The organism is Streptomyces sp. NPDC001880 (assembly GCF_053594575.1).
Genome location: NZ_JBSFET010000003.1, coordinates 104,525 through 128,826 on the forward strand (window position 1 = coordinate 104,525; position 24,302 = coordinate 128,826).

The following is a 24,302-nucleotide window of genomic DNA, read 5'->3' on the forward strand; positions in this document are numbered from 1 at the left end:
CGACGGCAGCTCGACGACAGGGCCCGGCTAGGGCTTGAGGGTCAGGGTGTCGGTCGTCGACTTGACGACGGCGTTCGTGCCGAAGGACCAGTCGAGCAGTTCACCGTTTACCCACTTGTCGGTCTGATCGGTGTAGTGGGCGCTGAACGCGTGCCCGGAGGCGCCGGTGAGGTTGATCCAGCGGGACTTGTCCCAGTCACCCACGTTGACCACCATCCGCATCGACGGGACCCAGACGACCTCGTAGCCGCCCGCCGCATTCCATCCGCTGGCGTTCACCGCGGCCTCGCCGCCGCCGAGGTTCCACGGGCCGCGGTTGAGGGCCCGCTGGAGCAGATCGGGGCCCTCGGTGCCGAGGGTCTGGTTCTCCAGGGTCAGCTGGTGCAGCCGGCCCCAGCTCCAGGTGGTGATGTCCTTTCCGAGCTTGGCGGTCAGCTCCCAGCGGGCGTCCTCCATGGCGCGGGCGAAGAGCTGGTCACGGTTCTCGATCGGCTCGTCCCGGCCGCTCCCCGGCGCCTTCCACCAGTCGCTGTCCGGGTCGTCCATCAGCTGGGCGACCACCTGGTACCAGCGGTCGCCGCCGTCGGGCTGGGCGGAGTCCGCGTCGCGCTGGCCGCACTCGCGCACCAGCCTGCCCTGCTCGTCCACCGGGCCCGAACCGTCGGCCCGGGGCACGTTGAGGCACTCGCCCTTGACCCGCAGCTCCTTGGGCAGCTTGTTGCCGAAGGCCAGCTTGAGGATGTTGCGCCAGACAGCGTTGAAGTACGCGGCCGCGGCCGAGTCGGGCTCCTGGGTGTAGTCCCAGCCCTCCAGGAGCTTCTGCGCCTCGCGGACGCTCTTGTCCGAGACGTTGATCTTCATCAGCTCGGGCACCAGCAGCGCGGCGATCTCGCTGGTGTTGTCCATCTGCATCTTCTGCATGTCTTCGGTCGAGATCTTCCCGCCGCCCTTGATCTTCGACTGGATGAGGTCGTCGATCCGCTGGCTGCGGGTGCCGTAGCCCCAGTCCTTGGTCAGCAGGTGCGGGTACTTCTCCTCGTCGATCACGGCCTGGTTGGCGGTGACGATGTAGCCGCGCTCCGGGTCGTACTCGTAGGGCAGCTCGTCGAACGGGACCGGCTCCTTCTCCCAGCCGTACGCCGAGGACCAGCCGGGGCTGGGCATCGTGCCGTCGCCCTTGAGGCGCACCGGGATCTTCCCGGGTGCCTGGTAGCCGATGTGGCCCTTGGTGTCGGCGTAGATGAGGTTCTGCGAGGGAGCCTCGAAGTGCTCGGCCGCTGCCCGGAAGCCGGCGAAGTCCTTGGCCCGGTTGAGCTCGAAGATGGCGTCCATGGACGTTCCGGGTTCCAGCGCGGTCCACTTCAGGGCGATCGCGTAGCCGTCGGCGCGGTCCGGAGCGGAGTTGGTGACGGGGGCCTTCTGGCCGACCTTCTCCAGTTCGCTGCTGCGGTCGGAGACCAGCGGGCCGTTGTTGGTCTCGCGGACGGTGATCTCCCGGTCCTTGCCGCCCGCGACCTTGATGGTCTCCTCACGGGTGGTGAAGGGCTTGACCTTGCCGTCGTACAGGTAGCCGTCGCCGGAGACCTTCTCCAGGAAGAGGTCGGTGACGTCCGCACCGAGGTTGGTGAGGCCCCAGGCGATGTCCTGGTTGTGACCGACGATCACACCCGGCATGCCGGAGAAGGTGTAGCCCGCGGTGTCGTACTGGCACTTCGCCGTGATCTCGCGGCAGTGCAGGCCCATCTGGTACCAGACCGAGGGCAGCTGCGGCGCCAGGTGCGGGTCGTTGGCGAGGAGCGGCTTGCCGGTCGTCGTGTAGTCGCCGGAGACCACCCAGGAGTTGGACCCGATGCCGTTGCCGTTCGGGCCGAGCAGCGCCGGGATCCGGTCGAGGGTGTCGGAGAGCGCGGAGAGCTGGGTGTTCAGGCCCTCGGCGGCGCCCTGCGCGGTGTTCGGACCGGCGGTGTCGGACGGGGTCGCGTCCGGGTCGAACTTCCCGGTGACCGGGGAGATCGCCCCCTCGTCGACGATCGGCCGGTGCTTGTCGTACGGGTACGCCGGGTAGAGGTCCTCGATCTGCTTCGCGTCGAGCCTGCTGGTCATCAGCGAGCGGTCGATCTCGTCCTGCATGTTGCCGCGCAGGTCCCAGGCCATGGCCTTGAGCCAGGCGACCGAGTCGACCGGGGTCCACTCGGTGGGCTTGTAGTCGTTGGTGAAGCCGAGGGCCGCGTACTCGACGGAGATGTCCTTGCCGTCGCGCCCCTTGAGGTAGGCGTTGACGCCGTCCGCGTACGCCTGGAGGTTCTTCTTGGTGTCCTCGGACAGGACGTTGTCGTACTCCTCCTGGGCGACCTTGTGCCAGCCCAGCGTGCGCAGGAAGGAGTCCGTCTCGACCTGTCCGGAGCCGAACATCTCGGAGAGCCGTCCGGCCGTCATGTGGCGGCGGACGTCCATCTCCCAGAAGCGGTCCTGCGCGTGGACGAAGCCCTGGGCGCGGAAGAGATCGGCATCGGAGTCCGCGTACAGCTGCGGGATTCCGTAACTGTCGCGCTTGACGTCGACGCTGCCGTCGAGGCCGTCGAGCTTGGTCGAGCCGGTGGTCTGCGGGTGCGAGGCCCGCACGGTCGATACGGACCAGAACGTCCCGTAACCGATACCCGCGACAAGCGCCAGCACCAGAACGATCACGATCAGGCGGGCACGTCGCCCCTTCTTCCTGCCGGTCTTCGCACCGGCGGCACCGGAGGAGGCGGAAGAGGCGGTTGAGTTGGCGGGCATCGCTGTCCTTCGAGGGGCAGGTGGTCCTGGGAGTGCAGGAGCAACCATAGGCGCAGCGCCGCGACGACTCTGACGCGGTATCGGGATGATTCGAATTGCGTAGCGATCGTACGAATGCTCGACCGCGTCAAGAAAGCGTTAAAGATTAGGTAAGGTAACGAAGTACCGGCCGCCATCGGCCGATGCCGAAGGTCGATGCCGAAAGTCGATCGACTCGGCAGGCGTACGCAGGGAAGGAACGGCCACTGTCTGTCCACACGCTCAACGAACTCCTGCTCGTCTGCTCGCTCGTACTGCTCGTCGCGGTGGTGGCGGTACGCATCTCGTCCCGCAGCGGGCTCCCCAGCCTGCTCCTGTACCTCGGCATCGGGATCGCCATAGGGCAGGACGGCATCTTCGACGTCAAGTTCGACAATGCGGAACTGACCCAGGTCATCGGCTATGCCGCACTGGTCGTGATCCTCGCCGAGGGTGGCCTGGGCACGAAGTGGAAAGAGATCAAACCGGCGCTGCCCGCCGCGGTGATGCTCTCGCTGGTCGGTGTCGCGGTGAGCGTGGGCGTCACGGCGGCCGGGGCGCACTACCTGGTCGGCCTGGAATGGCGGCAGTCGCTGATCATCGGCGCGGTCGTCTCGTCGACGGACGCCGCCGCGGTCTTCTCCGTACTGCGCAAGGTGCCGCTGCCCGCCCGGGTCACCGGCGTACTGGAGGCCGAGTCCGGCTTCAACGACGCCCCCGTGGTGATCCTGGTGGTCGCCTTCTCGACCACGGGATCGGTGGACAGCTGGTACGTACTGATCGGCGAGATAGCCCTGGAACTCGCCATCGGTGCGGCCGTGGGAATCGCCGTCGGCTGGCTCGGCTCGTTCGGACTGCGTCATGTGGCGCTGCCCGCCTCCGGTCTCTACCCGATCGCCGTGATGGCGATCGCGGTGTCCGCGTACGCGGCCGGCGCCCTGGCCCACGGCAGTGGCTTCCTCGCCGTGTATCTGGCCTCGATGATCCTCGGCAACTCCAAGCTGCCGCACTGGCCCGCCACCCGCGGCTTCGCCGACGGGCTCGGCTGGCTGGCCCAGATCGGCATGTTCGTGCTGCTCGGACTCCTGGTCACCCCGCACGACCTGCTCGACGACTTCTGGCCCGCGGTCGTGGTGGGCCTGGTGCTGACCGTGGTGGCGCGTCCGCTGGAGGTCTTCATCTCGCTGGCGCCGTTCCGGCTGCCCTGGCAGGAGAAGGCCCTGATGTCCTGGGCGGGGCTGCGCGGCGCCGTGCCCATCATCCTGGCGACCATCCCGATGGTCGCCGGGGTCGAGGGCTCCACCCGCATCTTCAACATCGTCTTCGTACTCGTGGTCGTCTACACCCTCATCCAGGGGCCGACGCTGCCCTGGGTGGCGAAGGCCCTGAAGATCGCCGAGGACCCGGCCGAGGCCGCCGACCTGGGCATCGAGTCCGCCCCGCTGGAGCGGCTGCGCGGTCATCTGCTCTCGGTGGCGATCCCCGGCCGCTCGAAGATGCACGGCGTGGAGGTCGGGGAGCTGCGGCTGCCCGCCGGAGCCGCCGTCACCCTCGTCGTACGGGACGGCAAGAGCTTCGTGCCGGCGCCCTCGACCGTGCTGCGGCGCGGCGACGAGCTGCTGGTGGTCGCCACCGATCCGGTGCGCGACGCGACGGAGGAACGGCTGCGCGCGGTCGGCGAGAACGGCAAGCTCGCGGGCTGGCTGGCCTCCGGCGGCAGAAGCGGCGGTGGCGAGAGCCTCGGGCCCCATGCGGGGCACGATGTGGTGCACGACGTGACACATGCGCTGAAGGCCGTGAAACGGCTGGGGAAGACCGACGGACCGAAGACGCGCCAGTGAAGGCGCGGGGGGCGGTGCGGTTTCGGCCTTGTGGCCTTGTGGCCTTGTGGGTGCAGGCCTTGCGGGTGCAGGCCTTGCGGGTGCAGGCCTTGCAGGGGGTCCTTGCGCACGATCACAGGTGTGCAAGGACCCTGCCTGTAGCATGAAAGGAATCGATCGACCCCGTGACGGGGCCGGTCGACCCGATCGACCGATCAGAACGACCAACTCTGCCTGATGCAGAGCTGGCGCGACCGTATGGCGGTCGTGGCGTCCTCCGCCTCTGCTGAGCGCCCGGCATCTACCGCAGTCCCGCGCGAAGAGGACAGCTCTCGGCAGCACCCGCACGAACGAGCCCGCACCACCGGTGCCGGCCGCCTGCGGGAGCCCGGCCACCAGGCGGCAGAAAGGCAAGGACCGTGGCGTCCACGGTCACCGACCGCCCCGGTTACGGGCAGTTGCTGCGCACCCCGGGTGCGTGGACTTTCCTCCTTCCGGGCTTCGCCGCACGGCAGCCCTTCGCGATGCTGACCATCGGCATCGTGCTCCTGGTCCAGCACACCACTGGTTCGTACGGCAGTGCGGGCGCCGTCGCCGCCGTGACCGGTGTGTCCATGGCCCTGTTCGCACCGCAGACGGGGAAGCTCGCCGACCGCTTCGGCCAGCGTGCCGTCCTGCTGCCCGGTGTCCTGGTGCACGCCGCGTCCGTATCGGCGCTGACGGCGCTCGCGCTGGCGGACGCGCCCCTGTGGGCGCTGTTCGCGGCGGCCGTGCCGACGGGAGCGTCCGTCCCGCAGATCGGGCCGATGGTGCGGGCCCGCTGGGCGGCCGTGCTCGGCGCGACACCGGACCGAGAGGCCTCGCCGCTGATGTCCACCGCGGCCGCCTTCGAATCGGTGACGGACGAGTTCACCTTCGTCATCGGCCCGGTGCTCGCCACCGCGCTGTGCACGGGGGTCCACCCGGCGGCCGGCCTGATCACGGAGGCCGCGCTGACCGTGGTCGGCGGGCTGTTCTTCGCCGCGCAGCGCCGCACCCAGCCCGCGGTGCGCAACGCCGCCTCCGGCGCCTCCCAGAGGCACGCCTCCGCGCTGTCCGTACCGGGCGTACGGGTGCTCGCGGTGGCCTTCCTCGGGATCGGCGCGGTCTTCGGCGGCATGCAGGTCTCGCTGACCGCCTTCGCCGAGGAGATCGGCCGCCCTGAGGCCAACGGCCTGCTGTACGGCGTCTTCGCGGCCGGCAACATGCTCGCCGGGATCGCCTGCGGTGCCATCGCCTGGAAGACCGGGCCGCGACGGCGACTGATCGTCGGGTACGCGGCACTGACGCTGACCGCGTCCGGACTGTGGGCGGTGCACTCGGTGCCCCTGCTGGCCGGGCTCGGACTCCTGGTCGGCCTCTCCATCGCCCCGGCCCTGATCAGCGGCTACACGCTGGTCGAGGCCCTGGTGCCGGGGTCCGCCCGGACCGAGGCGTTCACCTGGCTGACGGGCTCGGTCGCGCTCGGCCAGGCAGCGGCGGTGACAGTCGCCGGACGGCTCGCGGACGCCCACGGGGCCAACACCGGATTCCTGGTGCCGTTGGTCGGTACCGTACTGGCCCTGATCACCCTGGTCGGACTGCGTTCGAGGCTCACGCCCGCCGCCTCGGGACGGACCGTGGCACGTGGTGTCGGTCACCGGAAGCCGGTCACGGTGGACTGATGCTGTGGAATACGTCAGTATGGAGCGTCGTTAGCACTCATCGAGTCAGAGTGCCAGGAGGAGCAAGTGCCGACCTATCAGTACCAGTGCACCGAATGTGGCGAGGGCCTTGAGGCGGTGCAGAAGTTCACCGATGACGCCCTCACCGTGTGCCCGAGCTGCGACGGACGCCTGAAGAAGGTGTTCTCGGCGGTCGGCATCGTCTTCAAGGGTTCTGGTTTCTATCGGAACGACAGCCGCGGCTCCTCGTCGAGCAGCACGCCGGCCTCGGCGAAGACGTCCGGTTCCGCTTCGTCGTCCGACTCCTCGTCGTCCGCCTCCTCGTCGTCCGCGTCCTCGACGTCGGCTTCGACGGGATCCGACTCGAAGTCGACCGCGTCCTCCTCCCCGGCCTCCGCCTCCTCCTCGAAGAGCAGCACCTCGGCCGCCTGAGTCGCACACCGCACCGCGCTTCCGCCGGTAGCCCCGCCGATCCGTTCGGCGGGGCTACCGGCGTTTTCCCACGCCGCTAGGTGTACTTGGTCATGACGTTGGTGACAGTCGGCTGATCGGGGGCTGGCCGCCGAGCGCGGTGTGTCGACGTCGAGTGTTGTAGAAGGCCAGCCACGGCGCCAGTGCGCGGGAGCGTGCGGTGTTGCTGGTGAACACCTGGCGGTAGGCCCATTCGGTTTGCAGGGTGCGGTTGAAGCGCTCGACCTTGCCGTTGGTCCAGGGGCAGTGGGGGCGGATGAACCGCTGCTGGGCACAGAGGTCGGCCACGGCCTGCCGGAAGGCGGTGCTCTTGCGGTAGGCCCAAGCGTTGTGCGGGAGTGGTCGTCGACGGCGGCGTGGACGTAGTCGTAACCGATCCGGGCCTGCTTTTGCGCGTAGGTCTTACCGGCTTCCCGGCCGTGCGCCCGCCACCCCCCGCCGTCCGGGATCCGTCCGATCTTCTTGACGTCGAGGTGGATCAGTTCCCCGGGCCGGTCACGTTCGTAGCGGGCGTGACCGCGGCGTCCGGCGCGGATCGGCTGTCCGGTCAGCGGGTCGCACGAGGCCAGGCGGGGCATGCCATGACGGCGCAGGATGCGCGTCACCGTCCGCGCGGGAACGCCGGTTTCCGCGGCGAGGAAGTCCGGACCGCGCCGGTGTGAACGCCGCGCGTCGAGCACCGCGGCCTCGACATGCCCGGGAGTACGTCTGGGGCACGTGCGCGGCCGGCTGGAGCGGTCGTGCAGACCGTCCCAGCCCTCGGCCCGGAAGCGGGCCACCCACCGGTGCGCGCACTGCCGTGAGACTCCCAGCTCCTTGGCCACATGCGCCACAGGACGCAGGTCCTGCACGACACGGCGCACCAGAAGACATCTGCCGTGAAAGGTCAGCCGGGCATTAGCGTGGGCCATCAAGACCTCCGGTTGTGGTGAAGACAGGCATCTCCACTACGCCCGGAGGTCTCTTCTTGATCAACTACCGACGCGCGTAACCAACCTCATGGCCGAGTACACCTAGGGCGTGTTTCGAAAGTGGCGTCGTCCGCCCGGAGGGCGGCCGCTCCTTGACGGGCGAACGTTGCCTGCCGCGGTACTAGTGTGATCGCATGGTGAACGCAGAGATCGGTGTCATCGGTGGCTCGGGCTTGTACTCCTTCCTGGAGGACGTCACTGAGGTGCGCGTGGACACCCCGTACGGACGGCCGAGCGACTCCCTCTTCCTCGGCGAGGTCGGCGGCCGCCGCGTCGCCTTCCTCCCCCGCCACGGACGCGGCCACCATCTGCCGCCGCACCGCATCAACTACCGGGCCAACTTGTGGGCGCTGCGTTCCGTCGGCGTACGTCAGGTGCTCGGCCCGTGCGCGGTGGGCGGCCTGCGCCCGGAGTACGGGCCGGGCACCCTGCTCGTGCCCGACCAACTGGTGGACCGGACCAAGTCCCGGACACAGACGTACTACGACGGGGAGGTCCGGACCGACGGGGCGGAGCCGAACGTCCTGCATCTGGGCTTCGCCGATCCGTACTGCCCCGTGGGGCGCAGGGCCGCACTGGCGGCGGCGCGGGCGCAGAGCTGGGATCCGGTGGACGGCGGGACGCTGGTGGTCGTCGAGGGGCCGCGCTTCTCGACCCGGGCGGAGTCGCGCTGGCATGCGGCGATGGGGTGGTCGGTGGTCGGGATGACCGGTCACCCGGAGGCCGTCCTCGCCCGTGAACTGGGCCTCTGCTACACGACGATGACCCTGGTGACGGACCTGGACGCGGGCGCGGAGGCCGGCGAGGGCGTCTCGCACGGCGAGGTGATGAAGGTGTTCGCGGCCAATGTGGATCGGCTGCGCTCGGTGCTCTTCGACGTGGTGGCCGCACTGCCTGCGGAGGCGGACCGGGACTGTCCGTGCTCGCATGCACTGGACGGTCTGGAGACGGGGATCGAGCTGCCTTAGGGCGTGTGTGGGTGACGGAGTTGTCCACAACGCCGGGGCTGTCCACAGGCATCGGCGCAAATCGCGCGGACGGTGGATCGTGAGGGGTGTTCGTCCGGAAACTCCTCATGACAGGTGGTGTCGACCATGCTCCCGTCGTCCACGTTTTCTCCGTCCACGGCCTCGTCCCTGTCCGCGTCCTCCGCCTCGTCCTCGGCCTCGTCCTTGCCGTCGGCGTCACCGGCGCCTCCGCCCTGTGGGGTGCCCGCGTTCGAACCCTTGCGGGTGCGCGGGGGCGGTGGGCGTCGGCTGCGGCGGGCGTTGTGGCGGCAGCGTCGTGCCCTGGCCGCCGGGCTGGCCCTGACGGCTGCCGCCCTCGCCGTCACAGGGCTGGGCGGTGGCGGCTCGGGCGCGGGCGGCGACGCCGCATACGGGGCGGGGGCCGGGGGTGAGGCCGGCCCGGCGCCGTCGCAGGCCAGGCGAACGGCTCAGCCGGTGTCGGCTCCGGTCCGGATCGCGGATGCGGGGGCGGTTCGTTTATTGCGGCCGGGTGACCGCGTCGACGTGATCGCCGCCGGGGAGGGCGGCACCGGGACCGGGGCCGGAGCCGGGGCCCGGGTGCTTGCGAGGGGCGCGCGGGTGGCGGAGGTGCCGCAGACCCCGGCAGAGGGTTCCGGCCAGGACGGAGCGCTGATCGTGCTCTCCGTCCCCCGGGCCACGGCAACCGCACTGGCCGGCGCGGGCATCTCGTCCCAACTGGCGGTGACCCTGTGCTGATTCGCACGGACGATTGCCCAAGTCACCTGACCAACCCCCCGGATTGGGTGGTTTTCACGCGCATTGCCTCAAGACCGAGCGGCAATTGGAGGGGCGCGGCGTCGCGGGGCTGGGTGCGCGTATCTGCCGCGCAACGCTCTGCCGGGGAACCGGCGGCACCGCCGCCGGACCACCACGGAGCAGAAAATCACATGTGGTGGGGCGGCTTCTCGTCGAGAAAGCGCGCCAGATCGGCGGCGCTGCCACCGGCCGGGGCCCGCTCGCCCCACCCTCGGTCCGTATCGTCCGAGGACTGCTGGTCCAGCGGATCGTCGAAGATCAGAGCCGGTTTCGGTTTCGGCCGCTCCGGCTGGGAGGGCTTCGAATCGCGCGGGCCGGGGGCGGGGGCGGTGCTCATACATCAAGGGTACGGCGGTGGGTCAGCGATCCTTCGGATCGATCAGCCACAGCCCGAGAACGACGAGGAACGACAGACAGAGGAAGCCGGCACCCCACCAGGCCGTGCCGGTGTGCCCCTCCATCCATGCGTCGATGACGACGGTCAGGCCCCAGAGCTGTCCGACGACCACCGTCATGGCGAGGGCCAGCCGGGCCGTCAGCTTCGAGGACCGTTCGGGCTCCTGGTCGGTGCCCGCCCCAGGGCCAGGGCCGGTGTGGCGGACCCGGGGGTCGCCATAGCCGCTGGTGGCACGGATCTGCGGATAGCGCTCATGGACGGGCCGGTTGAGTTCGGGGCGAGCACTTCCCGGGTGGTACTCCGGGTACGCCGGATACTCCCCGCGCTCCGAGGGCTCCTGTTGCCGGGACTGCCGGGCGTCGGTCATGGCCGCCTGCCGGAGGGCTCGTCCCCGGCCGCGCGCGACGGGGCTTCCGCGCCGCCGCCCTCGACGGCCGGACAGCCGATACGGGAGGCGAGGTCCGGACGCTCCTGGCTGAGCTGACGGCACAGGCCCTGCTCGACGCTCTCGCCCGAGCGCGTCGTGCCGACCGCCCAGATGCTGCCGTCGGGCAGTTCGGCGAGCACCACCTTGGGCAGCGCGCGGGGCGGTGGCCCGGCGGTGACCTCACCGGTGCGGGCGTCGAAGATGCCCTCATGGCAAGGGCAGTACAGCTCGCCCTCGGTACCGCGGTCCTTGCGCCAGAGCACGGCACAGGCGAGGTGGGTGCAGATCGCGGAGTAGCCGACGAGGGTGCCGTCGCCCAGCCGTACGGCGACCGCCCGGTCCTCTTCGTCCGGGTAGTGGAAGGCGAGGGACTCACCGGGCAGGAGTTGCGCGGCGATCCGCTTCGGCGAGGGTGCCTTGGCGTCGTCGGGGTCGCCGTGGCGCGGCAGGATTCCGCTCGCCACGCCGAGGCCGCCGACGGCGAGCCCGCCGGAGACGGTCGTCACGATCCGGAGGTAGTCGCGCCGGGTGGTGAGGGAGTCGGCGGCGATCCGGTCGTGCAGGGCTTCGCGCGGATCGCCGGACGGCGGCTGGTCGGTGACGCTCATCGGCGGACGTCCTTCCCGTTGATCTCGACGACCGGAAGGCCGCCGGGTACCGGCCACCGCACCCGGTCGGCGGGAACGACCATGGCCACGCCGGTGCGCACCTCGCTCCGCCCGAAGGTGAAGGTGTCGGCGATCTGGACGCCGGGGCGCTCGGCCTGGAGCTCCTCGACGGTCCCGTAGAACAGCGCTCCGGTAGGGCAGACGGTCGCGCACATGGGGGCGAGGCCGTAGGCGGTGCGGTCGTAGCAGAGGTTGCATTTCATCTGCAGCTTCGCCCCGAGGTCGATCTTCGGGACACCGAAGGGGCAGGCGTTGACGCAGTTGGCGCAGCCGATGCAGCGGGTGGTGTCGGCCTGCTGCACCACACCGTCCGCGGTCACCAGGATCGCGTCGGCGGGGCAGACCTCGGCGCACGGTGCGACCGGGTCCTCGCAGTGCATGCAGACCGTGGGAAGGGAGGCCACGGACTGGCCCTCGTCGGTGTAGTCGAGGTGGATCATCGACTTGCCGCGGTGCGAGTCACACTCCCGGCAGGCGGAGACGCAGGCCTGGCAGCCGATGCAACGCCCCGGGTCGATGAAGATCGTTCTGCCCATCATGCGGCGGTCAGCTCCTCTCCGAGGTGCCACGCCCCTGGGGGGCCGTGGGTGGCAGCGGGTCCGTACGGGAGACCTGGGTCTCCGGGTAACTGACGTGTCCGGGTGCGACGGGGGGTGCGGGGACGTCGTCGATCTTCCCGGCGTGCTCGATACGGCAGGCACACACCTTGTACTCGGGGATCTTGGAGCGGGGGTCGAGGGCGTCGATGGTGAGGGCGTTGGCCGCGGTGGGAACGGGCCAGTGGTACGGGATGAACACGGTGTCGGGGCGGATCGCCTCGGTGACCAGCGCGGGGAAGACCTCGCTGCCTCGCCGGGTGACGACGCGGACCGGTTCGCCGTTGCGGAAGCCGTGGGAAGGATGGAGCTCGGCCCAGGGGCGCGGGGTCTGTTCGACGAGGGCAGCCAGACGGCGGGTCTGGTTGCCGGAGAGGAAGTGGGCGACGGTCCGTCCGGTGGTGAGCGACATGGGGTGCTCGTCGTCGTACGGGTCCATCGGCGGGTGCCACTCGACGACCTGCAGATGGATCTTGCCGTCGGGGTGGTAGGTCCTGCCGTCCTCGAAGAGCCGAGGAGTGCCGGGGTGATCGGTGGAGGGGCAGGGCCAGGCGATTCCGCCGGTCTCCTCCAGCCGTTCGTAGGTGATGCCGTAGTAGTCGTTGACGGTCCCGGCGGAGGCGGTCCGCAGTTCGTCGAAGACGGCGCGGGAGTCGGCGAAGGCGAATTTGTCGCCCGCACCGAGGCGCCTGGCGAGTTCGCACATCACCCAGGTGTCGGTCCGCACGCCGGGCGGCGGGTCCTGCGCCTTGTTGTGCTTGACCACCCGGGCCTCGGCGTTGGCCATCACCCCTTCGTCCTCGGCCCAGGTGGTGACGGGAAGGACAACATGTGCGTTGGCGGCGGTCTCGGAAAGGAAGAAGTCGAATTGGGCATGGAACTCTGTGGCGTCGTACCCCTCCTTGACCACCTTGTAGTGGGGAAGGGAGACGAAGGGGTTGTTGCAGATGCCGATCAGGCCGCGGATCTCGCGGCGCTGCATCTGCCAGACCATTTCCATCATCGAGGTTCCGACGGGTGGGAGTTCGGACTCCTCGATGCCCCAGATCTCGCAGATCTGCCTGCGGTGCTCCTCGTTCGTGATCGAGCGGCCGCCGGGCAGGAGGTCGGACTTCTGCCCGTGCTCGCGGCCGCCCTGCCCGTTGCCCTGGCCGGTGAGGGTGCCGTAGCCGGCCCCGGGTCTGCCGATGTGGCCGGTGGCGGTGCAGAGGTTGATCACGCTCAGGCAGTTCTCGACGCCCTGCGAGTGGTGCTCGATGCCCCGGGCGTGCCAGGCCATGGCCTTGGGTGCACGGGCGAAGGCGCGGGCGACCTGGACGATCTGCTCGGTGGGGACACCGCAGATCTCGGCGGCCCTGGCCGGCGGGTACTCGGCGACCTTGGCCTTCACCTCCTCCCAGCCGGTGGCATGGGCAGCGAGATACGCCTCGTCGGTCAGCCCCTCCTCGACGACCACGTTCAGCACGGAGTTGAAGAAGGCAGAATCGGTCCCGGGCCTGAGGGCGACGTGGATGTCGGCGGTCCGGGCGATGGCCGTCTCGCGCGGGTCGACGACGATCAGGCTCGCGCCGCGGTCCCGGGCTCCCCACACGTACTGGGTCATCACGGGGAAGCACTCGCCGACGTTGGAGCCCGCGATCAGCAGGCAGTCGGTGAGCAGGATGTCGGAGAAGGGGTTGCCGGCCCGGTCGATGCCGAAGGCGAGCTTGTTGGCGCCCGCGGCGCTGACCATGCAGAGCCGGCCGTTGTAGTCGACGTGCCGGGACTTGAGGGCGACCCGGGCGAATTTGCCGACCAGATAAGTCTTTTCGGTGAAGAGGCTGGCCCCGCCGAGCAGCCCGAAGGCGTCGTTCCCGTAGCTCTGCTGGATGCGCTTGATCTCGGCGACGGTGAAGTCGAGCGCCTCGTCCCAGGAAACCTCGCGGAAGTCCTCGTCACGGGAGCGGCGCATCAGCGGGGCGGTGAGCCGGTCGGGGTGGTTGACCTGCTGGTACGCGTTGATTCCCTTGGGGCACAGCCGCATCCGGTTGATGTCGTGGTTGCGGGGTTCGACGCCGAAGACCTTGCCGCCTCGGTCGACCCGCAGATACATCCCGCACTGGACACCGCAGAAGCAGCAGTGCGTGGGGACGAGTGTCTCGCCCTCCTGGTCGGCGCGCCACCGGTCGGCGGGGATGCCGCCCGCGTCGCGGAAGGCCCGGGTGCCGGGCGGGGCGAGAGAGGGGTCGAGAGGAACGGTCGTACGGGAGCCGGCCGTGCCGGTGCCGCCCTCATGGGGATCCGCGGTCACTTGAAGCCCTTCTTCACCTGGGAGAGATAGGCACTGCCGCGCAGTACCCGCTTGCAGCGCGGGCAGTATTCGGCCCACTCGTCGAAGTCGAGACCGAGGTCGCGCATGGTGCCGCGGAGGTTCTCGATGTACGGCCCGGTGTCGATGGGCTCCTCGCAGCGGCGGCAGCCGAGCACCTCCTGGTCCTGCCGGGCGGTGTACTTGAACAGCTGCATGCCGACCGCGGCAGGGCGCTGGACGATGTGGAAGAACTTCCCGAACGGGATGTAGATGAGGGTGAACACCACCGACACCATGTGGAGGATCGCCAGGAATTCGTACCCGCCGCCGTGCAGGAAGATCGACGAGAAGGTGAGCAGCAGGCCGGTCACCGAGATGACGACGAGAGCGATCAGCGGCACCAGGTCATAGGCGAAGCGCTGGCCGGTGATGGCGCCGCGGTCCTTCATCCGGCGCCACAGGAAGTACGAGGCGCCGGGGATGACGAGCACGGCGGCGATGTCCAGGCCGTGGAACATCAGCCAGCCCAGGATGCCCAGGGAGTCGAATCCGATGATCTTGAAGCCCCAGATACGCATCTCGTAGCCGGGCCCCGAGCCGGTGTTCGAGGTGAAGGTGAACCAGCCCCAGGTCAGCGGGAAGGTGATCAGGGAGGCCAGGACGCAGCCCCAGAAGATCAGCTGATGGGCGGCCCAGCGGGCGTGCGAGCGGGCGCCGAGGAATTTCTGGAAGCCCAGGTACGTGGCGATCATCCGGGGCAGCGCGGTGGGGGCCTTGCGGAAGTTGGCCACCGAGAAGAAGCTCCGCCACCCCTGCTTGAACAGCCGCTGGGCGCCGGGCGCGGAGACCCAGACCGTGTAGCGGTAGGCGATACCGAAGGCGAGGAAGACGGTGGCGACGGCGTACGGGAGGAGGGCGGAGTCGAAGTTCTCCAGCAGTCGGCTGCCGAACACGATCGCGAGGATCAGCAGGGCGGAGACGATGACCCCGGCCGCGGTCGCGAGGCCGGTGACGGAGCGGGGCCCGGTGTCCCGGGAGTCGGCGGTCCGGGGGCTCTCGGCCCGGGTCCCGGCGGGGGGCGGGGCGCCCGGCGTTCCGACGGAGCCGGAGCGGGCACCGGGGGCGGGCTGCGCGGCTGCGGCGGAGGGCTCTGGCGGCTCTGTCACCCCGTCACCGTAGGGTCGTACATGACGGTTGGTCCTGTTTTACGGCTCAGCCGGGTGAGCCGTGCCGACCATCCGGGCATGCCCCGTTCGGCGTGGCCGAGCCCGCCTGGTGTGCTGGCTCCCATGCCCGTAATGACGGCTCGCAGCCGCACCGAGAAGCATCGTGCCTCGACCCCGCTGGAACTCTTCTTCGACCTCTGTTTCGTGGTCGCCGTGGCCCAGGCGGGCGCGCGGCTGGTCCATGCCGTCGCCGAAGGGCACGCCCTCGCCGGAATCGGCAGCTATGCAGCCGTTTTCTTCGCGATCTGGTGGGCCTGGGTCAACTTCAGCTGGTTCGCCTCGGCCTACGACACCGACGACCCGCTGTACCGCGTCGTCACGCTCGTCCAGATCACCGGTGTGCTCGTGCTCGCCGCGGGGGTGCCGCGCGCCTTCGACGCGGGCGACTGGACGGTCGTCGTCATCGGTTACGTGGTGATGCGGCTCGCGCTGACCAGCCAGTGGCTGCGCGCCGCGCACTGCACCCGGGGCGGGGAGCGGCGCGTCGCGCTGCGGTACGCCGTCGGGATCACGGTGTTGCAGCTGGGCTGGGCCGCCATGCTGCTGCTGCCCGCCGAGTCGCGCGGCGCCCGTACCGTCGTCTTCGTCGTGCTCGTGCTGGCGGAGCTGTCCGTTCCGGCGCTCGCCGAGCGCGACCGCTCGACGAGCTGGCATCCGCACCACATCGGTGAGCGGTACGGGCTGTTCACGATCATCGTGCTGGGCGAGACCATCGCGGCGGCCACGATCGCGGTCCAGGAGGCGGTGTACGAGAACGACGCGCTCGACGATCTGCTGCCGATCGCCGCGGGCGGGCTGCTGATCGTCTTCTCCGCCTGGTGGGTCTATTTCGCCGTGCCGATCCATGACTACCTGCGCGGCAGCAGGGAAGCGTTCATCTGGGGATACGGGCACTACCTGATCTTCGGTTCCGCGGCCGCCATCGGCGCGGGCATCGAGGTCGCGGTGGAGGAGGCGGTGGGCAAGGCCCATGTCTCCGGCACGGTGGCCGCCGCCGCGGTGACCATTCCCTCCGCGCTGTTCCTGCTGACGCTGTGGGCGCTGCACGCCCGCCACTTCAAGCGCGACCTCGCGGAGCAACTGCCCCTCCCCGTGGCCTCGCTGGCGATCCTGGCCTGTACGTTCGCGGGCGGGTGGGCGGTGTTCGCGGCCGGTCTGGTGGCCGCGGCGACCGTGGCCGTGGGAGAGCTGCTGTCCCGGCGGCCCGCCGTGGCCGGGTGAGCACACATGGACGGCCGGCGACGGCTCGCGCAGTGAGGAGCACGCGATGACGCATGAACCCCGAAGGCCGAAGGCCCCTTCCGCCCCGCCGGACGCGACCGGGCTGGACGCCACCGGTCCGGACGCCACCGGTCCGCTCGACGCGCTGACCGATGTCGCGGGGCTGCGCGTCGGCCATGCGCGGGTGCCGGGCGAGGGCGCGCTGAGCGGCACCACCGTGGTCCTCGCCCCCGAGGGCGGTGCGGTCGCGGCCGTCGACGTACGCGGTGGCGGTCCCGGCACCCGGGAGACCGACGCGCTCGATCCCCGCAATCTGGTGCAGCGCGTCGACGCCGTGGTGCTGACGGGCGGCAGTGCGTACGGCCTGGACGCGGCGTCCGGTGTGATGGCCTGGCTGGAGGAGCAGGGGCGCGGGGTGCGGGTCGGCCCCGATCCGGCGCAGGTCGTGCCCGTGGTCCCCGCCGCCTGCGTCTTCGACCTGGGGCGCGGCGGCGACTGGCGGGCCCGCCCCGACACCTCGACGGGCCGCGCGGCGGTCGAGGACGCGGCGGCCGCGGGACCGGGGGCGCCGGTGGCCGAGGGAGGCGTGGGCGCCGGCACGGGCGCGGTCGCCGGCCGGCTCAAGGGCGGCGTGGGCACCGCGAGCATCCGGCTGGCCTCCGGGATCACGTTGGGCGCCCTCGTCGTGGTGAACGCGGCGGGTTCGGTGGTCGATCCACGTACCGGGGTGCTGTACGGAGAGTACGGCGCCGCCGAACCTCCGGTGCACCCGGCGCCCGAGGTGCTCCGCGCAGCGGAGCGGCGCCTTGCCCAGGCGCGGGAGACGGACGCACGGCCCCCGCTCAACACCACGCTCGCCGTCGTCGCCACGGACGCCGACCTCACCCGGGCCCAGGCGCAAAAGCTCGCGGGTACGGCGCACGACGGACTGGCGCGCGCCGTCCGCCCCGTACATCTACTCACTGACGGGGACACCGTTTTCACGCTGGCCACCGGCGCCCGGCCACTGGATCCGCAGAATCCGATCGCGCTCAACGAGCTGCTGGCGGCCGGCGCGGACGTGCTCACGCGCGCCATCGTGAAGGCCGTCCGCGCAGCTCAGAGCGTGGACGGCCGCCCCGGCGGCGGGTGTTACCCCTCGTACAGTGACCTCTACGGCATCCGCCCCAGCCCCCCGGGACCGTCGGCGAACAGCCAGCCGTCTCCCGACTCGCCCGCCGAGTAAGGAAGTTCGGACGAATCATCAGGAACCATCCGTGCGCGCCATACGTTTTCCTGAACCCCGGTCACGATGTCGGACCCAGGGACTACGTTATGCACGCAGCAAGTAACACGCGGCAACGGCCTGGAGACAGCACCTTGAGCGATCCGTACGAGACAACCGAGCAGCACCTCGAGCGACTCCTGCGACGGGCACTCAACTCTTTCGACCTGCCAGACAACACGGTCGAGAGACTCGGTACCGCGCTCGCCCACAGCAGTTCCCTGCACTCCTCGCACCACAGTTCCGTACTCCACCGCGAGACCTACCGGCACACGTATCTGCTGGCCGACGGCACCCCTCTCACCCTGTGGGAGCTGGTGCACGGCGGTCCGCGGAGCGCGACGGTCCCGCGGTCCCGTACGGAGCCCGACCTCATGCACCACGAGCTGTACGACGACGAGGCCGATGCCCATGTCGCGGCCGCCCGGCTGACCGGCGGCTTCGGCGAGGTACCGGTGTTCGGGGACGACGGGCCCCAGGCCGACCTGGAGATACTGACGGTCCTGATGGCGGCTCCCCCGGCGCCGCTGCCCCGGGTGTACGCCCCGGACAACTCCGCCGACCACGCCCGCCGTGTCCTGCGCCGCGCGGAGAACAGCGACAGTCCCGGCGAGGAGACCGCCCGGCTGCTGCGCGCCGCCTTCGCCCACCACATCACCCAGGTCTTCGGCCGACAGTGCCAGGTGGGCGGGCGGGATGCCGGATTCACCCTGTACGAGCACGCCTTCCTGCTCCTCGACGGCAGCGAGACCAGCCTGTGGGAGGTCGAGCACACGGCCACCCCGGACGGCCGCCACATGTGCGAGGTGTACGGCGACGAGGCCACCGCACGCGGAGCCATGGAGAGCCGTACGCGCATCTGCTGACCGGGGCGGGGTTCCGGGGCCCCGAGCCGGTACAGACGCAGACACACGGGTGCCCGCACCCCTCCCGGCGAATTCCGGGGTGGGTGCGGGCACCGTCGTTCTCGTCCTTCGCCCCTCGGTCCCGACGGAGGCCGGTCAGGGCGTCAGCGCGGGCTCCTTGGCGCTCCCGGAGCGGCCCGCCGCGTCCACGGCCTCGTCGCCGTCCTCCACGTGCTGCCGCGGCCGTGCGGGCAGCGCGAACATCACCAGGAAGATCACCGCGAGCACCCCGGCCACCCACCACAGCGAGTGCCGGAAGGCCTCCGCGAACGCCGGGCCCACCTCCTGCGGCGCCAGATGGTCACCGATCACGCCGAGGAAGACGACCGAGACCAGTCCGAGCCCGAGCGCATTGCCCATCTGCTGCACGGTGTTGATCAGCCCGGAGGCCGAGCCGGAGTGCTCCTTGGGCACCTCGGAGAGCACCGCGTCCGTCAGCGGCGCCACGATCAGGCCCATCCCGAGGCCCATGACCACCAGCGGCAGCGCCATCTGCCAGGACGTGATGCCCATGCCGTACCGGTCGGACTCCCAGATGTAGAGAAGCAGGCCGGCGATCATCAGCAGCGCGCCCGTCTGGAGGACCTTGCGGCCGAAGCGGGGCACCAGCTTCTGCACGGAGATCCCGGCGGCGAGCGACACGGCGATCGAGAACGGGATACCGGTCGTGCCGGCCCGCAGCGCGCTCCAGCCGAGGCCCATCTGCATGTAGAGCGTCCAGACCAGGAAGAAGATGCCGAGCCCGATGCCGAAGGTCAGCTGCACGGCGATGCCCGCGGCGAAGCTCTTGACCCGGAACAGCGACAGCTCGACCAGCGGCGAACCGTCCTTGCGCGCCTTCGCCCGCTCGAACAGCACCAGGAACAGGAACACCAGCAGGCTGCCCACCATCGATACGTGGCCCCACAGCGGCCAGCCCAGCTCGTGGCCACGGGTCAGCGGGTAGATCAGCATCAGCATCCCCAGGGTCACCAGGGCGACGCCGACCAGGTCGAGCCGGAGCGCCTTCGGGGCCTTGGACTCGGTGATGAACCGCCGGCCGAGGATCAGGCCCGCGATGCCGACGGGCAGGTTGATCAGGAAGATCGGCCGCCATTCGAGACCGGCGATGTTCCACTCGGTGAGCAGCGCGCCCAGCAGCGGCCCCAGCACGGCGCCGAGGCCGACGACCGCACCGAAGAGACCGAAGACCTTGCCCCGCTCGTGCGCCGGGAAGGTGGCGTGCACGATGGACAGCACCTGCGGAACCATCAGCGCGGCGGTGCTGCCCTGGAGGATCCGGGAGGCGACCAGCATCTCCGCACTCGCGGCGAAGCCGCAGAGCGCGGAGGCCAGGGTGAAGCCGCCTATACCGATGAGGAACAGCCGCTTGCGGCCGTAGATGTCACCCAGCCGGCCACCGGTGATCAGACCGGCCGCGAAGGCAAGCGAGTAACCGGCGGTGATCCACTGGATTGCGCTGAACGAGGCGCCGATGTCCTCGCGGATGCTCGGGATGGCGATATTGACGATCGTGACATCGACCAGGTCCATGAAGGCCGCGGTCATCACGATGGCGAGCGCGAACCAGCGTCGCCGGTCCGACGGGTCCGAGGACACCGCGGGCCCGGATGCCGTGGACGGCAGAGATGAGGAAGAAGTCATGGGCAGAAGTTAGACAGCCATTAGGTCCGACCATGACCTAATGGACACGCACCCTGGCGAGATGACCGACACCCCGGCAGAAGGCGAGGCCATGACCGACACCCCGGCACGACTGCTGAATCTGCTGTCGCTCCTCCAGACCCCTCGCGAGTGGCCGGGCAGCGAGCTCGCCGAGCGGCTCGACGTCAGCCCGCGCACCATCCGCCGCGACATCGACCGGCTGCGCGAGCTGGGCTATCCGGTCGAGGCCTCACGCGGATCCGTCGGCGGCTACCGGCTCGTCGCGGGCACGGCGATGCCGCCGCTGCTCCTCGACGACGAGGAGGCGGTGGCCATCGCGGTGGGCCTGCGGGCGGGGGCCGGGCATGCCATCGAGGGGGTGGACGAGGCGTCCGTACGGGCGTTGGCGAAGCTGGAGCAGGTGCTGCCCTCGCGGCTGCGGCACCGCGTCTCGACCCTGCAGAACGCGACGATGCCGCTGACCCGGGGCGACGGCTCGACCATCGACCCGAGGACGCTGACCGTGATCGCGTCGGCGGTCACCGCGCAGGAGCGGCTGCGGTTCGCGTACCGAGCGGGCGACGGCGCCGAGACGAAGCGGGAGGTGGAGCCGTACCGGCTGGTGAGCACGGGGTGGCGCTGGTATCTCGTCGCGTACGACCTGGGACGCGGAGCCTGGCGTACGTTCCGGGTCGACCGGGTGAGCGAGCCGTTCGCGACCGGGGCCCGGTTCGCGCCCCGCGAGCTGCCCGCGGGGGACGCGTCGGAGTTCCTCGCCGGTTCCATCGCCCGGCGGCAGCCGCAGCTGGCGGTCGACGTGAGCTTCGCGGCCCCGGCGGACTTCGTGTCCGCGCGGCTGCCTGCGTCGATCGGCCCGTTGGAACCGACCGGCGAGAACAGCTGCCGGCTGCGGGCGGTGCTCGCGGACTCGCTGGAGTGGGTGGCGCTCCGACTGGCGCTGGTGGACTGCGAGTTCACCGCACACGAGCCACCGCAGCTGGTGGACCACCTGGGCGATCTGGGCGCCCGCCTGGCCCGCGCGGCAGCCCGCTGACCCGGCCTGCGGGGGCGGACCTGGGCGCGACCGGGGCACGCACCGCCGGGGCGGGGCACGAAAGAAGACGCGGTAAAGAAGACGCCGGTCATGAAGGAAGCGCACCGGTCATGAAAAGAATGAGCCCCGGCGCCAGGGGGGGGTGGGCGCCGGGACTCAGCTCAGGGGTCACGCGAAGCGACCTATTTCGGAGGTTACTGGACGAAGGCTCACGCCGCAGCGTCAAAACCCGTGTCGTGGGCCATTCGTTTCAATTCCAGCAGCGCGTGCTTCTCGATCTGACGGATCCGCTCCCGGGTGAGCCCGTGCTGCTTGCCGACCTCGGTGAGGGTCCGCTCGCGGCCGTCCTCGATGCCGTACCTCATACGGATGATGGATGCGGTGCGGTTGTCGAGCTTGCCGATCAGGTGCTCGAGCTCCTCGCTGCGCAGCAGCGTCATCACCGACTGCTCGGGCGACACCGCGGAGGTGTCCTCCAGCAGATCGCCGAACTGGGTCTCGCCCTCGTCGTCCACGGACATGTTGAGGCTGACCGGGTCACGGGCCCAGTCCAGGACGTCGCCCACGCGCTCCGGCGTGGAGTCCAGCTCGGCCGCGACCTCCATGTGCTCCGGCTCGCGGCCGTGCTCACGGTTGAACTCGCGCTGCACCCGGCGGATCCGGCCGAGCTCCTCCACCAGGTGGACGGGGAGCCGGATCGTACGGGACTGGTCGGCTATGGAGCGGGTGATGGCCTGACGGATCCACCACGTCGCGTACGTGGAGAACTTGAAGCCCTTGGCGTAGTCGAACTTCTCGACCGCGCGCACCAGGCCGGCGTTGCCCTCCTGGATCAGGTCGAGCAGGGGCAGCCCGGCCCGCGGGTAGCGGCGGGCGACGGCAACGACGAGCCGGAGGTTGGAACGGATGAATATGTCCTTGGCGCGCTCGCCCTCGGCGACCAGCGCCTCCAGCTCCTCGCGCGTGGCTCCGCCCGCTTCGCTGTCCACCTCGCCGCCGAGTATCTGCCGGGCGTAGACACCCGCCTCGACGGCTTGCGACAGCTCGACCTCCTTGGCGGCGTCGAGCAGCGGCGTACGCGCGATCTCGTCCAGGTACATGCCGACCAGGTCGCGATCGGCGATCTCTCCGCCCGAGGCGCGAACACTGCTTGCCCGGCTGGTCCCACCGGTGGTGGACGAACGACGGGCGACGGCACGGGTTGCCATGCGTGCTCCCTTGCTGAGTAGGTCGCGACACCCTTCCGGGTGCCCTGCATCCGATGGAAACAACGACTGGAATCCGGACAGAATTCCCACGCCTGGCATTCATTTTCTCGATCATGCAGTACCCTGTGCCGCCGCAAGGGGGTGCACATGCCGGAGGGGCCCACAGAAGTGCAGGTCAGGCCGGGCGTCGAGGGTGATTTGATGGCGCTCACGGACATCTACAACCATTACGTACGTGAGACCGCGCTCACATTTGACACGACCCCCTTCACTCCCGAACAGCGGCTGCCGTGGTTGCGTTCCCACCCGGAAGACGGCCCGCACCGTCTTCTGGTTGCTCGGGATGTCCGGGTTGCCGGCCCCGCTTCGGTCCTGGGATACGCCACCAGCAGCGCTTTTCGCCCCAGGGCGGCGTACGCGACCTCGGTCGAGGTGAGTGTGTACTGCGCCCCCTGGGCCACCGGCCGCGGCATCGGCACGCTGCTCTACACGTCCCTGTTCGAGGCACTCGCGGGCGAGGACCTGCATCGCGCGTACGCGGGCATCACCCAGCCCAACGACGCCTCCGCCCGGCTCCACGAGCGCTTCGGTTTCCGCCATGTCGGTACGTACGCCGAGGTGGGCCGGAAGTTCGGCAGGTACTGGGACGTGGCCTGGTACGAGAAGCGGCTGGGGGCCGCGGCCCCAGGGCCTTTCGTCCGACCTGATCCAAGCGACACGCCCTAGTCCCCCCGGCCGATGCCGATCCGGGTCTCCGGTCCGTTACGCCGCGCCGACCCCGCGCCTAGCGTGCTCCCGTATGGACGACACGAGGAACACCGCGGACGACACCACCGGCACGCTCGACGAGGCGCTGGAGCGTCTCCACGCCTCGGGCCCCGAACGCAACGGCTGGCTGAGCAATCACGGCCCGATGGCCGTCGAGGCGCTGGTCCGGCACGGTCAGGCACCGGCCGTGCACCGCTGGCTCGACCACTACAGCCACAAGCTGGAGGACATGCCGGACACCTCGGACCGGGTGACGGCGGAGAACTGGCGCGAGGCCCTCGGCGACCCGCGCCGCATCACCGACTGGACGGCGTACTTCGAGCGGGAGACCACCGAGCGCCCCTGGCGGGACGTCCTCGCCGAGTGGTGGCCGCGGCTGCTCCCCGGCATCGCGGCGGGCGCCACCCACCCCGTGATCCGGGTCGGCCACGGCGTACGCACCCTGCTCGCCGGCGAGGCGACCGCGCCCCGGATCACCGAGCTGGCCCACGGTCTCGGCTACTGGGCCGCCCGCCACCAGCCGCTGCCCACGCCGGCCCCGCTCGCGCCCGCGCCCACCGCCGCTGCCGCACTGGACGCCGTACCGCCGGTGCCCGAGCAGGACGGCGGCATCCGGGACCGGCTGGCGCAGCTCACCGCGTTCCCGGTGTGGCCGCCGCGGTCCAGCGGCGACCCGGACGAGGCTCGGGCCCGGCTGACGGAACTGGTGCGGGCCGCGACGCACCGGTTCGCCACGCACGGGCACGGCGAACCGATCATGCTGGTGCACGCCGCGACCGCGCCCAATGCCGTGCTGCGTGCCCTGCCCGCGCTCCCCCGCGCGCTGTGGGCGCCGAGCCTGGAGGCCGCGTGGGCGGCGAGCGCCGCGGTCACCGCCGCGTACAGCCCGGCCGAGGCCGCCCCGTACGCACCGGCGGACGCGTCCGCCGATGAGCTGTTCGCGCGGGCGGCGGCGCATGGCGACGACCACACCATCAAGTTCACCGACACCGCGCTGGACATCGGCGACGAGACGGCCCTCGCCGCCGCACTCCGCTCGATCGAACTGAACCCGCCGGCCCTGTGACCGGGGTCCGGGCAGGAGCCGGT

General features: G+C 70.4%; 20 protein-coding genes and 1 pseudogene. 11 read left to right on the forward strand and 10 right to left on the reverse strand.

Annotated features, from left to right (window positions below; all coding sequences use genetic code 11):
* Positions 1 to 27: 27 nt before the first annotated feature.
* Entirely contained in the window at positions 28 to 2,778 is a 2,751-nt protein-coding gene (locus ACWCQ6_RS03150) for a penicillin acylase family protein (RefSeq protein WP_451085042.1), read from the reverse strand.
* A gap of 305 nt (positions 2,779 to 3,083) precedes the next feature.
* On the opposite strand from ACWCQ6_RS03150, the gene ACWCQ6_RS03155 reads away from it, so the two are divergent.
* The 3 genes from ACWCQ6_RS03155 (at position 3,084) to ACWCQ6_RS03165 (ending at position 6,751) form a co-directional block, all read left to right on the forward strand.
* Positions 3,084 to 4,637, forward strand: coding sequence for a potassium/proton antiporter (locus ACWCQ6_RS03155; protein WP_451085114.1), 1,554 nt, complete (start codon positions 3,084 to 3,086; stop codon positions 4,635 to 4,637).
* Positions 4,638 to 5,035: 398 nt separating this feature from the next.
* On the forward strand, positions 5,036 to 6,319 hold the full coding sequence (locus tag ACWCQ6_RS03160; protein WP_451085043.1) for an MFS transporter: 1,284 nt from the start codon (positions 5,036 to 5,038) through the stop codon (positions 6,317 to 6,319).
* 66 nt (positions 6,320 to 6,385) lie between these two features.
* The gene (locus ACWCQ6_RS03165; RefSeq protein ID WP_451085044.1) at positions 6,386 to 6,751 is read left to right on the forward strand and encodes an FmdB family zinc ribbon protein; all 366 of its coding nucleotides are present in this window, start codon (positions 6,386 to 6,388) and stop codon (positions 6,749 to 6,751) included.
* Positions 6,752 to 6,841: 90 nt separating this feature from the next.
* Here ACWCQ6_RS03165 and ACWCQ6_RS03170 read toward each other — a convergent pair.
* Positions 6,842 to 7,701: pseudogene (locus tag ACWCQ6_RS03170) on the reverse strand (integrase core domain-containing protein).
* A 194-nt stretch (positions 7,702 to 7,895) separates the two neighbouring features.
* On the opposite strand from ACWCQ6_RS03170, the gene ACWCQ6_RS03175 reads away from it, so the two are divergent.
* Complete coding sequence (locus ACWCQ6_RS03175; protein WP_451085045.1) at positions 7,896 to 8,729, forward strand: S-methyl-5'-thioadenosine phosphorylase; 834 nt, start codon at positions 7,896 to 7,898, stop codon at positions 8,727 to 8,729.
* 126 nt (positions 8,730 to 8,855) lie between these two features.
* Entirely contained in the window at positions 8,856 to 9,485 is a 630-nt protein-coding gene (locus tag ACWCQ6_RS03180; protein ID WP_451085046.1) for an RcpC/CpaB family pilus assembly protein, read from the forward strand.
* 187 nt (positions 9,486 to 9,672) lie between these two features.
* Here the strand turns inward: ACWCQ6_RS03180 and ACWCQ6_RS03185 are convergent, their stop codons facing one another.
* The 6 genes from ACWCQ6_RS03185 to ACWCQ6_RS03210 are packed head-to-tail and all read right to left on the reverse strand — an operon-like array spanning position 9,673 to position 15,089.
* Positions 9,673 to 9,882: a hypothetical protein gene (locus ACWCQ6_RS03185; RefSeq protein ID WP_451085047.1), complete on the reverse strand. Its 210-nt coding sequence runs from the start codon at positions 9,880 to 9,882 to the stop codon at positions 9,673 to 9,675.
* 22 nt (positions 9,883 to 9,904) lie between these two features.
* A complete protein-coding gene (locus ACWCQ6_RS03190; RefSeq protein WP_451085048.1) occupies positions 9,905 to 10,309 on the reverse strand; it encodes a hypothetical protein in 405 nt (134 codons plus the stop codon).
* A complete protein-coding gene (locus tag ACWCQ6_RS03195) occupies positions 10,306 to 10,977 on the reverse strand; it encodes a QcrA and Rieske domain-containing protein (protein WP_451085049.1) in 672 nt (223 codons plus the stop codon). Before ACWCQ6_RS03195 ends, ACWCQ6_RS03190 begins: the two co-directional genes overlap by 4 nt.
* Positions 10,974 to 11,576 (reverse strand): 4Fe-4S dicluster domain-containing protein, encoded by a 603-nt coding sequence (locus ACWCQ6_RS03200; protein ID WP_451085050.1) that lies wholly within the window; start codon positions 11,574 to 11,576, stop codon positions 10,974 to 10,976. The genes ACWCQ6_RS03195 and ACWCQ6_RS03200 overlap by 4 nt, the downstream gene beginning before the upstream one ends.
* Positions 11,577 to 11,583: 7 nt before the next feature.
* Positions 11,584 to 13,923, reverse strand: coding sequence for a molybdopterin oxidoreductase family protein (locus tag ACWCQ6_RS03205; RefSeq protein WP_451085051.1), 2,340 nt, complete (start codon positions 13,921 to 13,923; stop codon positions 11,584 to 11,586).
* Entirely contained in the window at positions 13,920 to 15,089 is a 1,170-nt protein-coding gene (locus ACWCQ6_RS03210) for an MFS transporter (protein ID WP_451085052.1), read from the reverse strand. The genes ACWCQ6_RS03205 and ACWCQ6_RS03210 overlap by 4 nt, the downstream gene beginning before the upstream one ends.
* Before the next feature lie 123 nt (positions 15,090 to 15,212).
* Between ACWCQ6_RS03210 and ACWCQ6_RS03215 the strand changes: the two genes are divergently transcribed.
* From ACWCQ6_RS03215 to ACWCQ6_RS03225, 3 genes are all read left to right on the forward strand, one after another.
* Positions 15,213 to 16,370, forward strand: a complete 1,158-nt coding sequence (locus ACWCQ6_RS03215; RefSeq protein WP_451085053.1) for a low temperature requirement protein A — start codon at positions 15,213 to 15,215, stop codon at positions 16,368 to 16,370.
* Between the two features lie 46 nt (positions 16,371 to 16,416).
* A complete protein-coding gene (locus tag ACWCQ6_RS03220; RefSeq protein WP_451085054.1) occupies positions 16,417 to 17,595 on the forward strand; it encodes a P1 family peptidase in 1,179 nt (392 codons plus the stop codon).
* 134 nt (positions 17,596 to 17,729) lie between these two features.
* Positions 17,730 to 18,500 carry a DUF6227 family protein gene (locus ACWCQ6_RS03225; RefSeq protein ID WP_451085055.1) on the forward strand — a complete coding sequence of 257 codons (771 nt, stop codon included), beginning with the start codon at positions 17,730 to 17,732 and terminating at the stop codon, positions 18,498 to 18,500.
* 135 nt (positions 18,501 to 18,635) lie between these two features.
* Here ACWCQ6_RS03225 and ACWCQ6_RS03230 read toward each other — a convergent pair whose 3' ends face one another.
* The gene (locus ACWCQ6_RS03230; RefSeq protein WP_451085056.1) at positions 18,636 to 20,183 is read right to left on the reverse strand and encodes an MFS transporter; all 1,548 of its coding nucleotides are present in this window, start codon (positions 20,181 to 20,183) and stop codon (positions 18,636 to 18,638) included.
* Positions 20,184 to 20,274: 91 nt separating this feature from the next.
* Between ACWCQ6_RS03230 and ACWCQ6_RS03235 the strand changes: the two genes are divergently transcribed.
* Entirely contained in the window at positions 20,275 to 21,237 is a 963-nt protein-coding gene (locus tag ACWCQ6_RS03235) for a helix-turn-helix transcriptional regulator (RefSeq protein ID WP_451085115.1), read from the forward strand.
* Between the two features lie 209 nt (positions 21,238 to 21,446).
* Here the strand turns inward: ACWCQ6_RS03235 and ACWCQ6_RS03240 are convergent, their stop codons facing one another.
* A complete protein-coding gene (locus ACWCQ6_RS03240) occupies positions 21,447 to 22,445 on the reverse strand; it encodes a sigma-70 family RNA polymerase sigma factor (RefSeq protein ID WP_451085057.1) in 999 nt (332 codons plus the stop codon).
* Positions 22,446 to 22,592: 147 nt separating this feature from the next.
* On the opposite strand from ACWCQ6_RS03240, the gene ACWCQ6_RS03245 reads away from it, so the two are divergent.
* Positions 22,593 to 23,171, forward strand: coding sequence for an N-acetyltransferase family protein (locus tag ACWCQ6_RS03245; RefSeq protein WP_451085058.1), 579 nt, complete (start codon positions 22,593 to 22,595; stop codon positions 23,169 to 23,171).
* Positions 23,172 to 23,244: 73 nt separating this feature from the next.
* Complete coding sequence (locus ACWCQ6_RS03250; RefSeq protein WP_451085059.1) at positions 23,245 to 24,279, forward strand: questin oxidase family protein; 1,035 nt, start codon at positions 23,245 to 23,247, stop codon at positions 24,277 to 24,279.
* The last annotated feature ends 23 nt before the right edge of the window (positions 24,280 to 24,302 follow it).